The organism is Verrucomicrobiota bacterium (genome assembly GCA_016871535.1).
Lineage (GTDB): Bacteria > Verrucomicrobiota > Verrucomicrobiia > Limisphaerales > SIBE01 > VHCZ01.
This window is the reverse complement of sequence record VHCZ01000054.1, coordinates 1-19,750: the sequence shown is the minus strand read 5'-3', so window position 1 is coordinate 19,750 and position 19,750 is coordinate 1. Positions and strand designations below refer to the sequence as shown.

The following is a 19,750-nucleotide window of genomic DNA, read 5'->3' as shown; positions in this document are numbered from 1 at the left end:
CCGACAAGCTGAGCGTAGAGGATCGGTCCATACGCCGGGCGCAGGATTCCCTCTCCCTGAGGGAGAGGGCCAGGGTGGGGCCAGGGTGAGGGGGAACGCGGCGTCCAATAACCACGCGCTGTAGCTTATCCCACGGACTGCACAGTACGGCGAGCCGCGAATCGGGAAAACCCCCTGAGTTACAGTGACGACGGTGGGGCGACTCCTGCCGAGCCAATGCCATCGAAGAAAAGCTCCGCAGGAGCGTCGCGCCACCGTCGCTACTCCGGGGTCATGGTTACTCCTCGGTTGCCAAACCGATCGCTCCTCGGTTACGGTCTGACGACAAAGCGAGAGTCCAAGTCCGGCTGAGTTTTTTGCCAAACGCCTCTATGAACCCGACATCGTCCAAACCCGCCCGCCGCGCTTTCACCTTGATCGAACTGCTCGTCGTGATCGCGATCATCGCCATCCTGGCCAGTTTGCTTCTTCCAACCCTCGCGCGTGCGCGGGACAAGGGGAAGTCCGCCAAATGCCAGAGCAACCTGCGCCAGCTCGGCATTGCCGCATTGATGTATGACGAAGACCACCAGGTTTATCCCATCGGCTGGCCGCCGTCGGAATTGCTCGCGCTTTCAACGCCTCCCATCTGGTATCGCCAGCTCCAGCCATATCTCGGCAGAAACACGAATGTTTCGGGTCAAGGCGTCTTTATTTGTCCTTCCAGTTTGCAGAAGGCCCGCCCGGAGGAACGGCTCGGCAACGCGCTGCGCGAAGGCGGATTCTGGGGATTCCTCGCCTACGCCCAGAACGTCCACGTGAACGGCGGAAGAAAAGACATCGGTTCCCGCCACGTCCAGGATGTCCCGGGCACGTTGCTCTACGCCGATACGGACGGGTGGGACGCGTGTCTCTACGCTGACGGCCAGGGAACCGCAAACGTTTGTTACCGCCACAGCGGCGGCAATGAGAAAAGCGCGGACACAGATCGCGGCGTCGCGGGTCCCAAACGTCCCAAAGGCCGCGCGAACGCCGTGTTTGTCGATACCCACGTCGAATTGCTGCGCAAGGCTCCCCTTCGTCTCTTCACCCTCGAGCGCGACTGAGCGCATTGCAGAATTCAGTCGATGGCAGGGCGAGTCCGTCCCGGCGAGCCGCTCGACGCGCTTGGAACACGTCCGACTCGGCTCGCTGAGGACAGGCTCGCCCTACCGTCTGGTTTATCTGAAGTGCATCCTGTGAAAGCGTTATCCTCAGGCCAAGATCTGGTTCACGAGTTGCCCGTGCACGTCCGTCAACCGGAACTGCCGGCCTTGATACGTGTAAGTCAGACGCTCATGGTCGAGTCCGAGCAAGTGCAGAATCGTCGCCTGCAAATCGTGGATGTGAACCGGGTCTTGCGCCACGTGAAAACCCAATTCATCCGTCTCCCCCAGGCTGACGCCCGATTTGATCCCGCCCCCCGCCATCCACATCGTGAAGGCTTGCGGATGGTGATCGCGTCCTTGTTTGCGCCCCAACGCCGCATTCGTTTCCACCATGGGCGTGCGGCCAAATTCGCCGCCCCAAATCACCAGTGTCTCCTCGAGCAGCCCGCGTTGTTTGAGATCGCGGATCAGCGCCGCGCTGGCGCGGTCAGTCGCGCCGCAATTGGTTTTGAGATTCCCCGCCACATCGGAGTGCGCGTCCCAGCCTTCATGGTAAATGTTCACAAAGCGGACGCCGCGCTCGATCATGCGCCGAGCCAGCAAGCAGGCTCGCGCGAAGGAAGCTTTCTCCGGATCCACTCCATACATTTCCAGCGTGGTCTTGCTTTCGCTTTTCAAGTCCATCAGCTCCGGCGCCGAGGATTGGAGCCGATACGCCATTTCGTAGGACGCGATGCGCGTTGCGATCTCCGGGTCGCCCTCCGTCGCCAGCCGCTGCCGGTTCAATCCGCTGATCAAATCCAGCGTGTCGCGTTGCAGGCGCGCGTCCACGCTTTTGGGGCTCGTCACGTTCAGAATCGGGTCGCCCTGGTTGCGGAAGCGCACGCCGGTGTAAAGCGTGGGGAGAAAGCCGCTCGACCAGTTGGCCGCGCCGCCACTGATGCCGGCCCCGGTGGACATCACGATGAACGCGGGCAAATCGCTGCTTTCAGAACCCAATCCGTAGAGCACCCAGGAACCCAGGCTGGGGCGCCCCGGCTGCGAGAAACCCGTGTTCAAAAAGAGCTGCGCCGGCGCGTGATTGAACTGGTCGGTCCGCACGGATCTGACAAGGCAAATGTCGTCCACCACTTGTCCCAGGTAAGGCAGCATTTCCGAAAGCTCCGCGCCGGCCTGGCCGTGGCGGGAGAATTTGTAGCGCGGACCGAGCACCGCCGCATCCGGCCTTATGAACGCGTAACGCTGGCCGCCAATGACTGAAGGAGGGAGCGGCTTGCCTTCGAGCTCAGCCAATTTCGGTTTGTAATCGAAGAGGTCGAGCTGGCTGGGCGCGCCCGCCATGAACAGGTGAATCACGCGTTTCGCTTTCGGAGTGAAGTGCGGTGTTTGCGGGCCTAACGGATTGCGAATCGGCACGGAGGAGGTCGAAGCTCGCGCGGCGAACGCGTCGGTCAACAATGACGCGAGAGCGATTTTGCCGAGGCCGACGCCGCACTCGCGAAAGAAATGGCGGCGGGTGATGGCCAGTGCGAGTTGCTGATTAAACATAGGACGCGATGGACTAAAGTGTCAGCCCGGCAAACCGGGCCAGCCGCCTCGCCAGATCGTGCACCTCCTCAGGCAGGTCCTGGGAAGAAAGCGTCTCAGCGAGTTTCTTGTCGGAAAACTGGCCGATGCCGTTCTCCTGCAACCAACGCTTCAGGCCAGGGAGCACAACATCTTTGGCATCTGCCAAAGCCAATCGCTGGGTGGACCAGTGCTTTTCGAGGAATTCAAGAGCCATGCGAGCCATCGTTGCGGCGTCCCAATTTTCTTTCGATCTTTTCCGGATCTCATCGAACGCCTGGACCAACCGGTCATTTGCCGAATTCTTCGATGCCTCAATGAGTCGATAGAATTCGTTTTTGAGAAGCTCGTGATCCAGGGTCAATTGATCATCCCGGATCTGCAACAGACGTTCGACCGCTGGAAGGTGCAAAAGGTAATTCTCAATCTCAGCCCGGTGCCAGATGTGCCAATGCAGGTGCTCCGAAGGCAGCGACTGGCGCAAAGTCTCCACGTCCGGATGATAGTCTCGATCGGCGACCACAAAAACTTCCAACGCCGGACCGGTGACTGCGATCATTTGCTGCAGGAGTTGGCGCAACCGCACAAGGTCATGCTGTTTCCACGGATTGCCCTTGGCATAGCCAAATGCGACTCGCCGTTCAACTTGCTGCCAGACTTCAGGCCCGAGACATTTCGCGCAGAAAACGGAGAGAAAATCCCGATCCGTGCGATCCTCGACCAGGACCACACGCCGGTAGGCTTGGATGAGCGCCAGATGAGTCGGGTCAATCGATCCAAGACGGTCCAGCGTATCGTAAATGTCGAAAGCCAGCGCCAGGCGTTTAGGATCCCCCTGATCAAGCGACAAGATATTCTCGGGGCTCACTCGCGTGATCAGATCTCGGGAGTGAGTCGCGACCAAGACTTGCTTGCCTTCACTCACCAGTCGCTTGAATTCCTCAAGCAATACGGCCTGGAGCGAACCATGCAAGTGCACGTCGGGCTCATCCAGCAAGATGACAGAAGGACGCCGCAACAAGACGAACCCGAAAAGATACAAGAACTGTTGGAACCCGCTGCCGGCGGAGAAAATATCGAAATCCTTAGGCCTGCCTTGCTCGTGATACGTGACGGTGATGTAACGATCCGTCACTTCATCGAACTCGATCTGCAGATTCTTCAGCGCCGGAAAGCTTCGGCGGAGAATGGCGATCAGGTCATCCTGACGATTTTGGTTCCGAATTTCCAAGAGCAGATTTCGAATGACGCTGTGAACCCGCCCGCGCCCCAGCTCGTCTTCGATTGCGGCAGAGAGGCGTCGTTCTTCTCGCGGGAGAAAGGCGGAAAACACCGGTAGATACGCCATCCGAAACGCTGTCAGTTGGGTCAGCGCCTCGGGCGATTCATCCGAGGGAGCGATGGAAACACCAAAACGATTGTAATCGAGCTTCACAGTTGCCGTCACCGCCGTTTGATTCTCGAATTGGACCGTGATGTTCACGCGGCGCTGTTTGCCGCCTTCCATAGTTTTGCGGTCTGTCCATATGTCCATCGGATTCGTCACGGGCAAGACGTAGAAGTCCTCGGGTGAGATCGTCCGCCGTCGAAGTTCGAGGGTGCCATTCTTGCGGTTCAAACAATGATGAACACAAAAATCGAATAACGCTAACGCCTGAAGAAGCGTCGTTTTCCCCGAGTTGTTCGCGCCAACCAGACAATCGAATGATCGCAGTTCGACGGTCAACGACTCGAAACGCTTGAAATTCTCAATTTGAACTTTCTTGACTCTCATGAACGGCCTAACCCTCTGAGTTCAACCCTCGGGCGAAGATGCGCCTCAAAACCCGTCCTTAACCACGAGCCATCGTCTGCCTGTGGAAAGAAAGAATCAAGGTTTCGAAATCGCCTCATCCAGATTCAGGAGCGCGCGCGCGACGGCGGTCCAGGCGGCGCGCTCGATCGTGTTTCCCTCGCCGGGACCCGCCACCGCGTCCGGGTCGAGTTCTTTCTCGATGAATCGGGCTTTCTGTTCGCGGTAAAACTTAGCGGTCATGGCGAGCTCCGGGTTCGCCGGCGGACGCGTCAAACACCGGCGAAAAAGAAACGCGGCGCGGCCCTCTTCATCCCCGTGTTGCGAAGCGACGATTCGGCCCAACGCCTGCGCCGCCTCGAAGAACACCGCGTCGTTCAGCAACGTCAGCGATTGCAGGGGAGAATTGGACACTTCGCGACGGGCCACACACGCTTCACCGCTCGGCGCGTCAAACGTGCTGAACATCGCGTACGGCGCCGTCCGTTTGCTGAAGGTGTACAGGCCGCGACGATAGCGATCCTCGCCGGGGCTGGCGGTCCAGGCGAGCGCGCCGTAAGCTCCTTCCGTTGTCACGCCGGGCGGCTGAGGCGGAAAAACACTGGGGCCGCCCAGTTTCGGGGAGAGCAATCCGCCGGCGCTCAAGATCGAATCGCGGATCAATTCGGCTTCGAGGCGAACGCGCGGCCCGCGCGCCAGCCACTTGTTCTGGGGATCTTTCTCCAGCAATTCGGGCGTCATGCGGGAGGATTGCCGGTAGGTCGCGCTCATCACGATGAGCTTGTGCATGGCTTTCATCGACCAGCCTTGCTGGACGAACTCGACGGCCAGCCAATCGAGCAACTCCGGATGCGTCGGCAGCTCGCCTTGAAATCCAAAATCTTGCAGCGTGCGCACCAGCCCGCGGCCGAAGAACGCGGCCCACTGCCGATTCATCGTCACGCGGCCCACCAGCGGATTGTCCGGCGAGACCAGCCAGCGGGCGAAGGCCAGCCGGTTGCGCGCCGCGTTTGCAGGCAAATCGTGCAACACGGACAGCACGCCCGGTTCAACGCGCTCCGTCGGTTGCAGGAATTCGCCGCGATTGTGGACATGAGTGAGGCGGAGATTTGCCACCGGGCGCTCCGCCATCACAAGCGTCGTCGGAAACGCGGGCATTTGTTCGCGCAGCTTTTCTATTTCCTGATGCGCCTCGGATAGTTCGGGCGCAACGGCGAGAAAATATTCCAGCAACTGCTGGCGCTGTTCCGGCGTGCGCGCAGGCGAAGCCGCATCGACAGAAGACCGGCTGCGCGGCAACGCAGCCCTACCCGGTGCAGGGGAAGCTTCCTTGGTCCGATCACCAGACTCTCGCCCCATGAACTCGGTAGGGCGAGTCCGTCCCGGCGAGCCGCTCGACGTGCCTGGAACACGTCCGACTCGGCTCCCTGGGGACAGGCTCGCCCTGCCGTCAGGTTCCGGGGAAGGAAGCAAAAGCAAAGCCTGGATTTCATCCGGAACCGCGCTCGCTTCGGTTGGACGCGCATCGGTTGTCGCCCAGACTTTGAATCGGCCCAGCCCGGCCGCGTGGTAGCGCTCGAACAGCAACTTGACGCCCAGCGTGCTCGGGTCGGCGAGCGGTTCCGCCAGGTTGAAGACGGCGTGATGCGTTTCGCCCTGACCGCCATTGATCGCCCATCCGGACTGCGGATCGCCATCGATCGCGGCCGGCGCGCCGGATTTATCGGCGGCATAGCTGTGCGTGGCGCGCTGGATCGCCACCGGCTTGCTGTTCGCGGTGACTTTGAACTCAGACAGAAAGAAGTCTCCTGCCGGGCCTTCGTAAAACACGCGGCCGGGGCCGTGTTTGGGCAAGCGCTCGTCCGGCAAGACCTCCAGGCGAAGGGCCGTGATGCCTGTTAAACCGTTGGCAAACTTCAACTCGTACTCATCGCGCTTGCTCTGGTCACCGCTGGCGAAGACCGAGTTGTCCGGCTGGATTGTCAAGAGCGGCAAATTGCTTTTCGCCTCAATAGGCCTGAGGAGGGTCCATTGCGCCACGCGCGCGCTTTCGCGCTGAAGCCATTCGCCGAATTTCTTTTCCAGGTGTTCGTGCCGGCGGACCTCGGCGGGGCGCGGATCGCCGATCGGTTCGCCCAGGCTCAACCGAAATCGGCCGAGCGTGTTGGTTTTCCCGTGTTGCTGGGACAATTCAATCGTCCATCGGGCGCCTTCGGAAAAAGTCACCGGCTTCTCGATCTTGAACGTTGCGGTCCGATTGACGTGCCACCTCCGCGCTCCCTGGATGCCCCATCCCGTGTTGGTCTTTCCGTCAATTGCGTACGCGACCGGGAAATCTCGTTGGGAAAAGTCCGCGCGTGCTTCCACCAACTTTACCCGTTGAGGCGGCTCGGAAGCGGCCCTCACCGCGACTTCTGCCGTGATTTCGCTCAAAACAAAATTGCCGAGTTCCGAGCGGCCCGGTCCGGTCCCTGGCGAAGCCCAATCCACCAGGGCTTCCAGGCGCAGGTGCGTGACATTGGTCAACTCGGAATTGAAGGTCACCCGGTACGTGTCTCGTTCCGCTCCTGGGCCGGAAAGCCGCCAGGACCCATCGTCCAGCTTCTCCGCTTCCACTTTGCTTTCCGAACTGAAGTCGGAATTCGAGGCCAGGTGCCAGCGGATTTCTTCAAGAGGAAACCGGTCTGGCAAGGCCGCGTTGAGTTCCGCGATCTTGCGTTCGAGCTCGGCGCGGCGCGCGGCAACTTCCTGGCTCGCGAGATCGATTTCCGGTTCGTCGGCGTTATTCAGAAACGCCATGAACTGGTAATATTCGCGCTGGGTGATGGGATCATACTTGTGGGTGTGACACTGCGCACAAGCCAAAGTCAGGCCCAGCCACGTGGTCGCGGTGGTGTTGGCGCGATCCACCATGGCGTAGAATCGGAACTCCAGCGGATCGATGCCGCCCTCTTCGTTCAACATCGTGTTGCGGTGAAAACCGGTGGCGATCCGCTGCGGCACCGTCGCGCCGGGAAGCATGTCGCCCGCAATTTGTTCAAGGGTGAACTGGTCGAAGGGCAGATCCGCGTTGACCGCGTTAATGACCCAGTCGCGATACGGCCAGATGGAGCGACGCCGGTCTTTTTCGTAGCCGTTTGTATCGGCATAGCGAGCCAGATCCAGCCACCGCCGCGCCCAGCGCTCGCCGTAAGGCGGTGAGCTTAAAAGGCGATCGACCCACTTCTCATAGGCATCCGAGGAAAGGTCGCGAACGAATTCGTCCGCTTCCTCAGGCGTCGGTGGAAGCCCAATCAAATCGAGATACAACCGCCGGGCGAGCGAATACCGGTCCGCCTGCGGCGAGGGACGCAGACCTTCGGATTCCATCCGAGCCAGGATGAAAAAATCAATGGCGTTGCGGGGCCAGCCGGTCTGCCGGATTTGTGGAAGCGGAGGTTGTTTCGGCGGAGCGAACGCCCAGTGCGGTTTGTATTCGGCGCCGGCGGCGACCCAGTTTCGCAGGATTTCCTTCTGGGACGCGCTGAGAGGATTCTTAGTCGAAGGCGGTGGCATGACCTCGTCTTCGTCGGTCGAAGCAATGCGCCGGATCAACTCGCTGTCCGCGGGCTTCCCGGGCACGATAGCGGGTGCGCCTGATTTGGCAGGTTGCACGGCCTCTTCGCGAAGATCCAACCGGAGTTTGGCCTTGCGCGCCTTCTCGTCCGGGCCGTGGCATTTGAAGCAGTGGCCGGAGAGAATGGGTCGAACGTCGCGGAGGAAGTCCGGTGGGGCGGCCCACCCCACGCGAACGGCTAGGAACAGCGCGCCCAGGAGAATCGAGCAGAAGGAGTGACGCCGGTTCATGGGAAGCAGCCTGTTCCAAAAGGGCCTGCGATCGGCCCTTGAACCCGGTAGGGCGAGTCCGTCCCGGCGAGCCGCTCGACGCGCTTGGAACACGTCCGACTCGGCTCGCTGGGGACAGGCTCGCCCTACCGTCTGGTTCATGGGGTTGGCGGTTTTTCCAACTGTGGATTCTCGCCCGCTAGCGCAAATGCTCGGCAAAGAGCCGATACGCGATCTCGCGCATTTCGATCGGGAATTCGTGGCCGCATTTGGGATGCTCGAGGCGCAGGTTGGCCCGCGCGCGGAGGAACTCATAAACCTTGGCCGCCGCTTCCTCAATCCGGAACACGCTCTGCCACTTGAAATTCGTGTCGTAGAATGGTGCGCTGACAAACACGTGCCTCGGCGCCAGCGCGCCGATCAATTCGTGAAAATCAAACGGAATGTCGCGCAGCGAATAATTCAGCAGCTTCGGCATGTACCGCTCGCTCGTCCAGCCCTTGATGTTCCCGTCCATGTAATCCCGGAAGGAATCGAAGCCGCAACTGGAGACGATGACCTTGACGCGTTCGTCAAACACGGCGGTGTAAATCGAATTGTGTCCGCCGAGCGAATGGCCGATCGCGCCAAACTTCCCGGGTTGCACGAACGGAAGCGATTCCAGCAAGTCCAGCCCGCGGATATTGTCCCAGATCGCTTTCATCGTGCCGCTTTGATAGCCGAGCGCCTTCAGGTCGGGTTTGTAATTCGCGAGCAGCGGATACGCCGGCGCCAGGCAAACGAATCCGCGCTTCGCCAGGTCCGCGCCGTATTCGTCATTCGCGCGGTTGGCCAGCCCAACCACGATCTTGTGCCCGAGTTTGTTGTCGGTTTGGTGCAGGCAGAGCACGCCGGGAAATTTTTTCGAGGACGACAACGCTGCCTTGGGGATCAACAAATAAGCGGGCACGATCCCTTTGGGTTCGGGGCGGTAAGTAATCAGCTTGCGGATGTACTCGCCGCAATCCACCTCCTCCAACGTTTCCATGTCGAGCGGGCAGCGTTTCTCGTTTCCCGGCAAGGGTCCCATGACTTCCTGCATGCCGGCGAGAATCGCAGCGCGCCGGTGTTGCCAATCCTCCACGTTCGTAACCGGCATGATGTTGCCATTCGCCCGCCGGTATTCGAGCAGTTTGGCGGGATCGAGACGCGGGAAGCGGTTGGTCGCGGGCGGTTCGACAGCGAAGCTCGCCGGCGGAACCGCCAGCAGCCAGACCAGCTCAACCAAAATCGATGCAGAACAGATCGAACCACGTTTTAGAATTCCTTGAAAGCCGTCATGCATAGTGCGGCTAAATTGAAACAAAAGAACCACCAGGGGAAGAGGAAAGTCGGCGCCGCGCAACGGCCCTTCCGGGGAAACGGATCGCGGGGTTTGGGGATACCATCCGTCCCTGTTTCGGTCCAAGGATTGCTTCTCCTGTGATTCAGTCGGCAACCATTTCAGAATTATCGCTGTGGTTTATGTGCTACGGCGCATTGCCAAGGTTAACAACGGGGATGAGGTCTGTGGATCGGGAACGCCAGTTGCGCGTGACTTTCGCGCAGGTTGCGGAATCTCCAGGCAGAAGCGGATCGAAAGTCGCCGGGTTTCATCGCTCGATCCACAGGCCCATGACTTTCTTCGTTCTCCCAAACAGCCGATAGGCTACCGGGCTTTGTGCCGGCAGGCGCCCAGTTTCTTGAGTTCCTCGCAAGTCGCGGTGATCTGGAGGCGCTGGGATTTGAGGGCGAAACCGAGCTTGTGGCTGATCTCGTCCTCAAGTTTGGCGATCTTCTCGCTCTCGAATTCGACGATCTTCTCGCAATCCTGGCAGATGATGTGATTGTGGTTCGGGTGCTCGGCGTAGTTCGGGTCGTAAAACTTGCGGTCTTTGCCGAAATCCATTTCCCGGACCAATCCGCTCTCGGTCAGCAGCGGAAGGGTGCGATAAACCGTCGCGCGCGATACGGAGCGATCCCGCTCTCTCGCCCATTCCAGAAGCTGTTCGGCGGTGAAATGTTGGTCCGTGCTGAAGACCGTTTCGATGATCGCCTGGCGCTGGGCCGTCACCCGCAGGCACTTTCGGGAGAGGAATTCCATGAACCGCTGCTTCGCGGTCGATTTCGTGTTCGCCAGCATAAAACCAGTATATTTCGAGCGCCAAACAAGTCAACGCGACGAGCGCTGCCCTTTCACCTTTCGCTTCGAGCCGGCAACTGCTACAACCTGCCCATGTCTCCCGAACTACGAATCGGTTTCCTTGGCGCAGGCAAAATGGCGACGGCACTGGCCAGGGGTTTTGTGAAGGCCGGCTTGATCGGAGCGGACGCAATTCTGGCCAGCGATCCCGTTGAACTCGCAAGGAATGATTTTCACAAAAGCGTCAATGCCCGGACTACGGAGAGCAATCCGGAGGTGCTCAAGTTCGCCACCGTAATCGTCCTCGCTGTGAAACCGGAGCAGGTGGACGCCGTGCTCACCGAGGCGCGCGGTGCGAGCGGCAAGCAACACCTTTTCATTTCCATTGCCGCAGGCGTGCCGCTCGCGAAGCTGCAAAACGGGCTGGGGACGGAGGCTCGAATCATTCGCGTCATGCCCAACATGCCCGCGCTGGTCGGAGCGTCGGCGACCGCGTTCGCGCTCGGCTCGGCCGCTCAGCCGCAGGACGCGGAGCTCGCGCGCAAATTGTTTTCATCCGTCGGGCTGGCCTATCAGGTGAAGGAGCCGTTGCTCGACGCGGTGACCGGCCTGAGCGGGAGCGGCCCCGCTTACGTTTACTTGATGATCGAAGCGTTGAGCGACGGCGGAGTGGCATGCGGATTGCCCCGCGACGTTGCGACGAAGCTGGCAGCGCAAACCGTCTTCGGCGCGGCCAGAATGGTTTTGGAAACAAATCTGCATCCGGGCGTGTTGAAGGACATGGTCACCAGTCCGGGTGGAACCACGATTGAAGGCATCTACGAGCTGGAACGCGCCGGGGTGCGTGGCGCGTTCATGACCGCGGTCCGGGCGGCGACGGAAAAATCGAAGCGATTGGGAAGCGTTTGATCCCTTTCCTGGCCGGGAAAAATCCGGCGAAGTTTGTTTGAGCGACAAATTCTCAGTGAGTTCAAAGTCCGAGTCTCGATCAATGAAAGCATCGACCGCGAATTTCCTCTCCCTTGAGGGAGAGGGAAGGGTGAGGGTGAGGCATTGGCCAAGTCCGAGGCGACAAGATACGCCGGGGCTTCTCCCTCACCCCGGCCCTCTCCCACTGGGAGAGGGAGCACGAGTAGGCGAAGCTCAGGTCCTGAGTTTCACAGGAAGTTTCGGCATCTTGATTTTCAAATGTTAACGCCTTGACACCCGATCATGGGTTTTCCCTCCCCAACCGAAAAGCAGGCGCGGATTCTCTGGGTCTCGATCACGGCGCTGGCTATTGGCGTTCTGCTGGCGCTGATCGGACTTTTGCTTTGGGGTTTTGGCTGGGTGCTCCGGGAGCTCTCCGATGTTTTGCTCCCGTTGGCCATCGCCGGGATCATCGCGTATTTGCTGGATCCGGTGGTGGATTTCTTCGAGAGCAAGAAAGTCCCCCGGACCCAGGCGATTCTGTCCGTGTTTTTTATCGGCGTGCTGCTGGTTTCGATCCTGGCCGCGACGGTCCTGCCTCAATTGCTCCGGGAAACGGAAGGCCTGGTGCGGCAGTTCCCGACCTACTCCGAGAAACTCAAGGAGAAATTCAAGGCTTGGGTGGCGCGGGAGCCGTTCGGTATCAAGATCGACCTCCGCTGGCCATTGTTCGGGCCGACGAATTCACTGCCAGCCCAGCCGAACACCAACCAAACCGAGACGGTTCTTTCCACGACATCAACGAACCAACCTCCGGAAACCTCGGACGCGAGTTCCAAAGGCATCCTGGAGAGCGAGACTTTCAAAGAGATCGTCTCCTGGGTGACCGGAGCGTTGCCCGGCATCGGCAAATGGTTCAGGGACCAACTCACGAAGGTAGCTTCGTGGATCGGCCTGCTGGTCGGGCTTTCCTTGGTTCCGGTTTACGCCTTCTATTTTCTGGTAGAGAAACGCGGCATCCAGCGCAAGTGGACGGATTACCTTCCGATTCATGAATCCTGGATGAAAGACGAACTGGTCTTCGTGCTCCGGTCGATCAACGATTATTTGATTCTGTTTTTCCGCGGGCAAGTCCTGGTGGCGCTTTGCGACGGAGCGCTCCTGACGATTGGGTTTCTGATCATCGGCTTGAACTACGCGTTCCTCCTCGGAATGTTCGCCGGATTTCTGAGCATCGTGCCCTATCTGGGCGTGCTCATGAGTCTGCTGCCCGCGCTCCTGCTGGCGGCAGTGCAATTCGGCGATTGGCTCCATCCCGTGCTGGTCCTGGCGATTTTCGGGCTGGTCCAAATGGCTGAGGGGCTGGTCATCTCGCCCAAGATCATGGGGGACCGCGTCGGGCTGCACCCGTTGACCATCATCATCGCGGTCATGGTTGGCACGACCTTGATGGGCGGCATCACGGGCGGCATCCTGGCCATCCCGTTGACGGCGGCGCTGCGCGTGCTCATGTTCCGCTACGTCTGGAAGCGGCCGGAGAGTCTCATCGTGCAGCCGTAAGCTTCGCTCGGCTTCGCGGCTTCGCTTCAATAACAGATGGCGAACGCCGGAAATATCCGTTAACTTTGGTTCCGTATGTCAGCGGACAGCCCGTGGAAACTGCGCAAGGGCAGGATCGAATTTATCCTCGTCGCCGTGCCGGAAACCGATGCGCAACGCGTCATTGCCGAAATCTTCGATCTCACGCTGGAACACGACGCGGAGGTGGACCTGCTCAATTCAGTGATCGTGATCACGTATGGTACTTTGGACGGGGAGGTGTCGCCCAAAGGCAAACGCTTCGCGCTGATTGAAACGCTCCGCGAGAGGTTCGACGCCCAGATCAAGATGGTTCACGGCGCCGGGATCGGGCATTCGGGTTACGTCGGCGGAAAATCAGGCGGCCGATTCAGCTACATCCTGCCCGGTCTGAAGGAAGCCACCGCCCGCCTGGAGGATTTGCAGCCTGCGGAAATCCTGGACTTCTTTTCCCAACCGCAAGCCTGAGTGAAGGGTTAAATCGGCTAATTCAGTTACGTGACGTAAGCTCGACCCCTGTTGACGGACTCATCTCCAACACCATTTAACTTATTTAACCCTTTTAACAATTTAACCAGCTCATGGACGGTCCGCCTTTGATGGATCTCACGGCGGTCGAGTTGGCGCGCTTTCTCGACACGCAAGGCAATGCGAACAAAGCCGTCTCGCTGCTCACGGATCTGCTCTCTCGCGACCCGCGCTCGGCGTCGGCCAGAAGTTTGACCGCGCTCGCCCGGCTCGCGTACACAAACAAGAACTGGCGCGAAGCCGGCGTGCTCTGGCGCATGCTCGCGGATTCTCCCGCTTGCGACTGCGAAGCGCTGGTCAAATGCGCCCATTGTTTGATCGAGCAAGGCCAGTATGCGGAAGCCGGGTCCTTGAGCGCCAGGCTCGCCGCGCGTCTTGAAGTGGAGCGGGATCGCTGGCGAAGCGGCGAAAGCGACGAGTTGCTGGCCGGCCTTTACGAACAGATTTGTCTGCACGTCCTGGGCAACGACCCGGCGAGGGCGGAGCGGGCTTTGCAGCTTGCCGCTCCGTTTCCCGGATACGCGGCGAAAATCCTTGGTCGCACCGGCGGCGTGAACCTCGCGGGCGATCTCAGCGATGGGGCGATTCGCCAAAGGCTGGATTGCGCGCTGCGCGATTGGGAAATGCGCGGGAGCACGGTTCCGTATCTTCAAACGCGGCGGGCGTCGCTGAAAGCGGAGAACGCTCCCCGGTCCGTCGAGGGCAAAAGGATTCTGCTGGTGATGAGGCAGTATTTCCTCGATCGAACGGATTCCCGCGAACACGAGCTCGCCGTGTTTTTCCAAACCTCGGCCCGAGCCGCCGGCCTGGAGATCCTTTTCTTTCCGTCGGAGCGGCTCACCAATCCAAAGGGTTCCCCCCCCGATCGGCAGTATTCGGAACTGGACCGGCTGGCCAGGTTGATCCTTTCCGCCAAACCGGACTGGGTGATCTTCGACGAACTCTGCAATCAGAATCCGGGCGGGGAATATGCCGGCGCCGAAGTGTTCAGAAACGTTCTCTGCGCGCTCAAAGCGCGGCAGCCGTTCCAGCTTGCCGGCTTTTATCCGGATTCGTGGATGCCCCAGTGTTTGGCGACGATCGCTTACGTGCGCCCGTTCGCCGATGTGGTTTGGCACTTGAATGATTACCCGCCGCAGACAACCGACCGCGAAGCCGAAGCGAAAATGTTCTGGGCGCCGATTCCCTATCCGGACGCCCTGTTTCAGCCGGGTCCCAACGGCAAGGACATCGAAACCGCGTTTGTCGGAAGCCTGTATCGCTACAATTTTCCGCGCGGTTTGTGGCTCGCGTTGATCAAATCCAGAGACATTCCCTGCCAGCTCGTTTTGTCCAGACACACGACAGGCGATTCCAAGGCCGGCGCCAGCGCGCAAGACTATGCGGCCTTCATGAGCCGCCTCAGAATCAGCGTGAATTTCTCGGCGCGGACCGCTTCCCGGAAAATCATGACGGGACGCGCGTGGGAATCGATCCTCTCGCAAAGCTTGCTGCTGGAGGAAGACAACGAAGAAATCACGCGGTTCTTCGCGCCGTTCGTCCATTACGTCCCGTTTCGGACGATCGACGAACTGAGCGCCTACGTGAGTTTCTTTCAAAGAAACGAAGCGGAGCGGCGCTCGATCGCGGAGCGGGCTTTTGCCTGGTTTCAGCGGTGCTACTCCAAGGATAGAATCTGGAGCGACCTGATTTCGCTCTAGGACGGATGGGGAGTGCACGCGCCCTCGCGTGCAGCAGTCGGCGCCCTCGCCGGCCCATTCAATCGAACTGCACGGTTCGCTCCCTCCACGGTTTCAACGACCCTCTGATCGGCGAGGCGCCAATCGGAACACGCGAGGGCGCGTGTGCTCCCCGGTTCCAGCGAATCGTTTCAGCTAAGCTGCGATCGCGGCGAGCTTCTCCTCCAGATCGTGCGCCATCATGGGTTCGAGAATGCAATCGATGTCGCCGTCGATGAACATGGGCAGATTGTAAAGCGTCAGTTCGATGCGATGGTCCGTCACGCGGTTCTGGGGGAAGTTGTAAGTTCGAATGCGTTCGTTGCGTTCGCCGGTCCCCACTTGCGCCTTCCGTTGCGCCGCGTATTTCGCGTTTTCTTCCGCCACCCTTTGTTCGAGCAAACGCGACCGCAGAATCGTCAGCGCGCGCGCCTTGTTCTTCTGTTGCGAGCGTTGGTCCGCGCACCGCACGATCAGGCCGGAAGGTTTGTGAACGATCTGAACCGCCGAATCCGTCGTGTTCACGCCTTGCCCGCCGGGCCCGGATGCGCGGCACACGCTGATGTCCAGATCTTCCGGCCGCAACTCGATATCGACTTCCTGAGCTTCAGGCAGCACGGCGACCGTCGCGGTGCTGGTGTGGATGCGGCCTTGCGCTTCGGTCGCGGGGACGCGCTGGACGCGATGCACGCCGCTTTCGTATTTCAAGCGGCGGTAAACTTCCGTGCCGCTGACGCTGAAGATCACTTCCTTGAAGCCGCCCAGATCCGACGGGCTGGAATCGAGCGTCTCGATTTTCCAGCCGCAACGCTCGGCGTAGCGCGTGTACATGCGATAGAGATCGGCGGCAAAGAGCGCAGACTCCGCGCCGCCGGCTCCAGCGCGGATTTCAATGATGGTATTCCGAGAGTCCGCCGGATCGGGTGGAACCACGCCGCGTTGCACTTCCCGGGCGAGCCGTTTTTCCTCGGCTTCCAAGCGGGCGATTTCCTCCCGGACCAGCGCCGCCAGCTCGGAATTGGCGGGTTCCGACTTCAACAAGCCGCGATTCTCCTCCAGGTCCGCGAGCGCTTTGAGATACGCCTGACCGTGGCCGATCAGTTCCTTGAGCCGGGCGTACTCGCGAGACAGTTCCTGCGCGCGCTGCGGGTTATCGAACGCTTTCGGATCGCTTAGCGCGGTCTCGATCTCTGCAAAACGCCGGGAGAATTTTTCGATGTGGGGACGCAAATCCATAGCCCTGGCCAAAAAGAGACCGCCCGCAGCGTGGAAAACACTGCGGGCGGAGTCTGGGAAAAGTCGCTACTTCTTCTTCTTGGAGGTCGCTGCGGCGGCAGCCTGGGCGGCCTGGGTTTTGGCCATGCGCTGCTGGAACTTGTCCACGCGGCCGGCGGTATCGACGAACTTCTGCGTGCCGGTATAGAACGGATGGCACGCGTTGCAAATGCCGAGCAGGATCACGGGCCGGGTCGAGCGCGTTTTGAACGTGTTGCCGCACGCGCACCGGACTTCCGCGGCCTGGTACTTCGGATGAATGTCAGCTTTCATAACAAAGGGCGCAGAGCCTAACAATCGGTCGCCGCTTGACAAGCGCGAAATGCGCGACGACAACGTTGCCCTTCCAAGCATGAGCGCGAACGTCGCCCTGACAACTCTGGCCCTCGGGGAAGCCACCCAGTCCTACTGGAAGGCGCACTGCCAATGGAATTGGGCCGAATACGCCCGATTGCACGGCTACGGCCTGCACGTGATTACCGAGCCGCTGGACCGCTCTGACCGCTCAGCGCGGCGCTCTCCGGCCTGGCAGAAATGTCTGTTGCTCGGTCATCCGGAATTGCAGGGTTACCGCCAGGTAGTGCTCCTCGACGCGGACGTCGCGATCAATCCCCAGCGAACTCCCGCGATCACGGATTACGTTCCTGAAGACAAAGTGGGCGGAGTGATCTCAGGCGCCTACATCCACGACGATTTGAAGATGCTCTGTTTGGAGCGGCTGCGCACGAAGACTTTCGCGTTTTGCTCCGATCGGTCCGATTGGAATGCGGAGCAGCGGCGCTTCTACGAAGCGTATGGGCTGAGTCCTATGTTTTCTGAAATCATTCAAACCGGTGTTCTCGTCGCGAGCCCGGCGCGCCACCGGGAAATATTCGAGGGCGTCTATGCCCGCGACTATGCCGCCAGCGAGCGCGACTACGAGCAAGTGCCGCTTTCGCACGAAATCCTGAGGCGGGATTTGCTCTGCCGGCTCAACTCGCGTTTCAACACCGTCTTTTACGAGCGGCTGGCCGTGCATTATCCGTATCTCCTGAACAAGCAGCTTCCCAATTTCGCCCCGATGGCGCGCATCGCGGTCTTTGTGGAATGGAGCAATTCCTTTTTCCTGCACTTCGCTTACGACCGCGATTTCGCGCGGTTCCTGCCCAGGCCGGAAGATGTTAAGCGATAGGCGCTTTGTTTGGCGTCGTCCAAGGCTCGCTCTGCGTTTCTATCGCTTCCACCCTCGGCGCAACCGCGGCCTTTCTGATCGGCCGCCATTTTGCGCGCGACTGAGTCGCGCGGAAGATTTCGATGCACGCCCGATTCGCGACGATGGACAACGCCGTGGCAGAGGAAGGATGGAAGATCGTGGTTTTGACGCGTCTCTCTCCCGTGTTTCCATTCACCCTGCTGAACTACGCGTACGGCCTGACGAGCGTTTCTCTGCGGGATTACGTGCTCGCCTCCTGGGTCGGAATGATGCCGGGCACGGTCATGTATGTGTATCTCGGCTCGCTGGCCCGCACGGGAACGACGAGCGCGTCATCGCGGACCGCGGCCGAGTGGGCGCTCTACGGCGTTGGCCTCGTGGCGACGATTGGCGTGACTCTGCTGGTTACACGGATTGCCCGACGAGCACTGGCGCAAAGGATCGGCTGATCGGGAGTCTCAGACTCCCACGTCACGGGTTACTTCGCCGGGGCGCTCAGCTTGCCGCGCATCTCGTAAAGCCAAAGCAACGCCGTGTTCATGATCTCCTCGCCTGCGCCCACCGCAGCCGGCGCGACCGCGTTATCCGCGCCGTAACCGCCCTCCGCCGCAGCTTCGATCGTTGGGAAATACTGATGGTATCCGTTGCAGTAGCCGAAAAAGAAAAGGGGCTTCAGCCGGGCACGTTCCTTGAGGCGGATGGAGTGCTGGCAAAAGAATTCTCCGGAAACACCCACCAGCGCGATCTCGCCGTTCAATAACCCAACCGTCAACCTTGGACGCACGCCCTGCGCGTATTCGTCAGCGTAGTTCGGAACCAGTTCCGGGAAGAAGGCGTTGGCGTAGAAAACTCGGATCAAGGGATTGCTCAAGTCCGTGCGCGCGGCAAACTGGAACCGCTTCTCCCGCACCTCCAGGCGCGGCTCGAACACTTCCTTGGAGGACAGCCCGGACGCCAATTGGATCACTTCGCGCGCCAGGGTTTGGCCGAATGCTTCCGGCCCCTTCCTCTCGCCGGGATTCACGGAGAGATCTCCAGCGGCTCCTTGCATGAAAATCGTGGCCGCGCCCAATTCTTTCTCGATGGCCGAGCGCATCGGTCCGACATAATCGGGAGAAAACTTAAGCGTGCTCGCCGGGAGCATCGTGGGATGCGCGGCGAAGTTCACCAGGAGCGCGATAGGTTTGCCGGAAAAATCATCGAAGCGGAGCACGGCAAGTTCGCGGTCCACGGGCTTGGGCTCGATCTTCGTGTGGCGGTTCCGATTGAAGCCGTCGAGTTGAACCGAACCGGCGGCCATTTTGGCGGGAGCGAGTTTTTCATTGGCGGCCTGGATCGCCGCGACAATCGCGTCTTCGAGTTCCCGATAGTAGCGGAGCGCGGAGTCGAATTTGCCTTTGCCCTTGCCTTCTTCATTGGTCAGTTCAAGCACCGGGCCGTGATGCGTGTGGGAGCCGGCGATGAACGAATACTGAATTCCGGCCCCAGGGCGAATGCGTTCGCGAATGCTCTGCAGCGATTTCTCGGTGGGCGAGCGGCCCAGGTCTAGCCCCACGATCGCCAACTTGTTCGTGCCGGCTTCGAGGACCAGTGCGGTGGCGTAGAGCGGATCGAGGACACCGGCGGAGAGCGCGTCATGCCGCGCGCCGTAACCCCACATCGGGACGGGTTCTTTGGGTGTGATTTCGCGTTGGGCGGTCCCGGCCCGGAACGAGGCCGCGTGGACAAGGGACGGACCCTGGAGTGCAAAGGCTAGAAAAAAGACGAGCCGATGTCGCGTGATGATTAACGGCATAGCGGTTCCCTGCAACTTTCAGCGGTCTCAGAACCATGCCCACGGCCCATGGGCCGACGTCGTGGGTTCGACGTTCCGCACAGTTCCTGAAGGGAACGCGGGGAATAGCGCGGAAGAGGCATGGCTTGGCCGCTTAGTGGTCCATTTCATAAATACGCTCACGTTCGCGGCAAGGGATTTTTCGGCCAGACGAGGCGCGAGCGACGAGCATATCCCGAAGTGGATCTGTAAGGAGCAAGCAACGAAGTCTGGCGAAAAAGAACTGCCGCCCTTCGGGTTGCGCC

General features: G+C 60.1%; 14 protein-coding genes and 1 pseudogene. 7 read left to right on the top strand and 8 right to left on the bottom strand.

Features of this window, described 5'->3' with window-relative positions; translation table 11 throughout:
• The first annotated feature begins 371 nt into the window (after positions 1-371).
• Positions 372-1,085 carry a type II secretion system protein gene (locus FJ398_09710; protein MBM3838226.1) on the top strand — a complete coding sequence of 238 codons (714 nt, stop codon included), beginning with the start codon at positions 372-374 and terminating at the stop codon, positions 1,083-1,085.
• Between the two features lie 147 nt (positions 1,086-1,232).
• On the opposite strand, the gene FJ398_09705 is transcribed toward FJ398_09710, so the two are convergent.
• From FJ398_09705 to FJ398_09685, 5 genes are all read right to left on the bottom strand, one after another.
• Positions 1,233-2,675 (bottom strand): DUF1501 domain-containing protein, encoded by a 1,443-nt coding sequence (locus FJ398_09705; GenBank protein ID MBM3838225.1) that lies wholly within the window; start codon positions 2,673-2,675, stop codon positions 1,233-1,235.
• A 13-nt stretch (positions 2,676-2,688) separates the two neighbouring features.
• Entirely contained in the window at positions 2,689-4,467 is a 1,779-nt protein-coding gene (locus tag FJ398_09700; GenBank protein ID MBM3838224.1) for a hypothetical protein, read from the bottom strand.
• 96 nt (positions 4,468-4,563) lie between these two features.
• Positions 4,564-8,625 carry a DUF1553 domain-containing protein gene (locus FJ398_09695; protein MBM3838223.1) on the bottom strand — a complete coding sequence of 1,354 codons (4,062 nt, stop codon included), beginning with the start codon at positions 8,623-8,625 and terminating at the stop codon, positions 4,564-4,566.
• A complete protein-coding gene (locus FJ398_09690) occupies positions 8,510-9,577 on the bottom strand; it encodes an alpha/beta hydrolase (protein ID MBM3838222.1) in 1,068 nt (355 codons plus the stop codon). The genes FJ398_09695 and FJ398_09690 overlap by 116 nt, the downstream gene beginning before the upstream one ends.
• A 420-nt stretch (positions 9,578-9,997) precedes the next feature.
• Entirely contained in the window at positions 9,998-10,471 is a 474-nt protein-coding gene (locus FJ398_09685; GenBank protein ID MBM3838221.1) for a transcriptional repressor, read from the bottom strand.
• A gap of 93 nt (positions 10,472-10,564) precedes the next feature.
• Between FJ398_09685 and proC the strand changes: the two genes are divergently transcribed.
• The 4 genes from proC to FJ398_09665 all read left to right on the top strand — a co-directional run bounded on the left by proC (position 10,565) and on the right by FJ398_09665 (position 15,186).
• Entirely contained in the window at positions 10,565-11,380 is an 816-nt protein-coding gene (gene proC / locus FJ398_09680) for a pyrroline-5-carboxylate reductase (GenBank protein ID MBM3838220.1), read from the top strand.
• Positions 11,381-11,683: 303 nt separating this feature from the next.
• Positions 11,684-12,940 carry an AI-2E family transporter gene (locus FJ398_09675; GenBank protein ID MBM3838219.1) on the top strand — a complete coding sequence of 419 codons (1,257 nt, stop codon included), beginning with the start codon at positions 11,684-11,686 and terminating at the stop codon, positions 12,938-12,940.
• 75 nt (positions 12,941-13,015) lie between these two features.
• Positions 13,016-13,426 (top strand): hypothetical protein, encoded by a 411-nt coding sequence (locus FJ398_09670; GenBank protein ID MBM3838218.1) that lies wholly within the window; start codon positions 13,016-13,018, stop codon positions 13,424-13,426.
• 113 nt (positions 13,427-13,539) lie between these two features.
• Positions 13,540-15,186, top strand: coding sequence for a glycosyltransferase (locus FJ398_09665; GenBank protein MBM3838217.1), 1,647 nt, complete (start codon positions 13,540-13,542; stop codon positions 15,184-15,186).
• Between the two features lie 174 nt (positions 15,187-15,360).
• Here FJ398_09665 and prfA read toward each other — a convergent pair whose 3' ends face one another.
• Complete coding sequence (prfA, locus tag FJ398_09660) at positions 15,361-16,440, bottom strand: peptide chain release factor 1 (GenBank protein ID MBM3838216.1); 1,080 nt, start codon at positions 16,438-16,440, stop codon at positions 15,361-15,363.
• 66 nt (positions 16,441-16,506) lie between these two features.
• Positions 16,507-16,752 (bottom strand): 50S ribosomal protein L31, encoded by a 246-nt coding sequence (gene rpmE, locus FJ398_09655; protein MBM3838215.1) that lies wholly within the window; start codon positions 16,750-16,752, stop codon positions 16,507-16,509.
• Positions 16,753-16,831: 79 nt separating this feature from the next.
• On the opposite strand from rpmE, the gene FJ398_09650 reads away from it, so the two are divergent.
• Together FJ398_09650 and FJ398_09645 are read left to right on the top strand one after the other, a co-directional pair.
• Positions 16,832-17,650, top strand: coding sequence for a hypothetical protein (locus tag FJ398_09650; protein ID MBM3838214.1), 819 nt, complete (start codon positions 16,832-16,834; stop codon positions 17,648-17,650).
• A pseudogene (locus FJ398_09645) lies at positions 17,647-18,120 on the top strand (TVP38/TMEM64 family protein). The gene FJ398_09650 and the pseudogene FJ398_09645 overlap by 4 nt, the downstream one beginning before the upstream one ends.
• A gap of 29 nt (positions 18,121-18,149) precedes the next feature.
• On the opposite strand, the gene FJ398_09640 reads toward FJ398_09645, so the two are convergent.
• Complete coding sequence (locus tag FJ398_09640; GenBank protein ID MBM3838213.1) at positions 18,150-19,466, bottom strand: hypothetical protein; 1,317 nt, start codon at positions 19,464-19,466, stop codon at positions 18,150-18,152.
• Positions 19,467-19,750: the final 284 nt, after the last annotated feature.

Excerpts from the sequence above, each read along its gene's own strand:
- FJ398_09710 (MBM3838226.1), top strand. The coding sequence starts at position 372 with ATGAACCCGACATCGTCCAAACCCGCCCGCCGCGCTTTCACCTTGATC.
- FJ398_09705 (MBM3838225.1), bottom strand. The coding sequence starts at position 2,675 with ATGTTTAATCAGCAACTCGCACTGGCCATCACCCGCCGCCATTTCTTT.
- FJ398_09700 (MBM3838224.1), bottom strand. The coding sequence starts at position 4,467 with ATGAGAGTCAAGAAAGTTCAAATTGAGAATTTCAAGCGTTTCGAGTCG.
- FJ398_09695 (MBM3838223.1), bottom strand. The coding sequence starts at position 8,625 with ATGAGTTCCTCCGCGCGCGGGCCAACCTGCGCCTCGAGCATCCCAAAT.
- FJ398_09685 (MBM3838221.1), bottom strand. The coding sequence starts at position 10,471 with ATGCTGGCGAACACGAAATCGACCGCGAAGCAGCGGTTCATGGAATTC.
- proC (MBM3838220.1), top strand. The coding sequence starts at position 10,565 with ATGTCTCCCGAACTACGAATCGGTTTCCTTGGCGCAGGCAAAATGGCG.
- FJ398_09675 (MBM3838219.1), top strand. The coding sequence starts at position 11,684 with ATGGGTTTTCCCTCCCCAACCGAAAAGCAGGCGCGGATTCTCTGGGTC.
- FJ398_09670 (MBM3838218.1), top strand. The coding sequence starts at position 13,016 with ATGTCAGCGGACAGCCCGTGGAAACTGCGCAAGGGCAGGATCGAATTT.
- FJ398_09665 (MBM3838217.1), top strand. The coding sequence starts at position 13,540 with ATGGACGGTCCGCCTTTGATGGATCTCACGGCGGTCGAGTTGGCGCGC.
- prfA (MBM3838216.1), bottom strand. The coding sequence starts at position 16,440 with ATGGATTTGCGTCCCCACATCGAAAAATTCTCCCGGCGTTTTGCAGAG.
- rpmE (MBM3838215.1), bottom strand. The coding sequence starts at position 16,752 with ATGAAAGCTGACATTCATCCGAAGTACCAGGCCGCGGAAGTCCGGTGC.
- FJ398_09650 (MBM3838214.1), top strand. The coding sequence starts at position 16,832 with ATGAGCGCGAACGTCGCCCTGACAACTCTGGCCCTCGGGGAAGCCACC.
- FJ398_09640 (MBM3838213.1), bottom strand. The coding sequence starts at position 19,466 with ATGCCGTTAATCATCACGCGACATCGGCTCGTCTTTTTTCTAGCCTTT.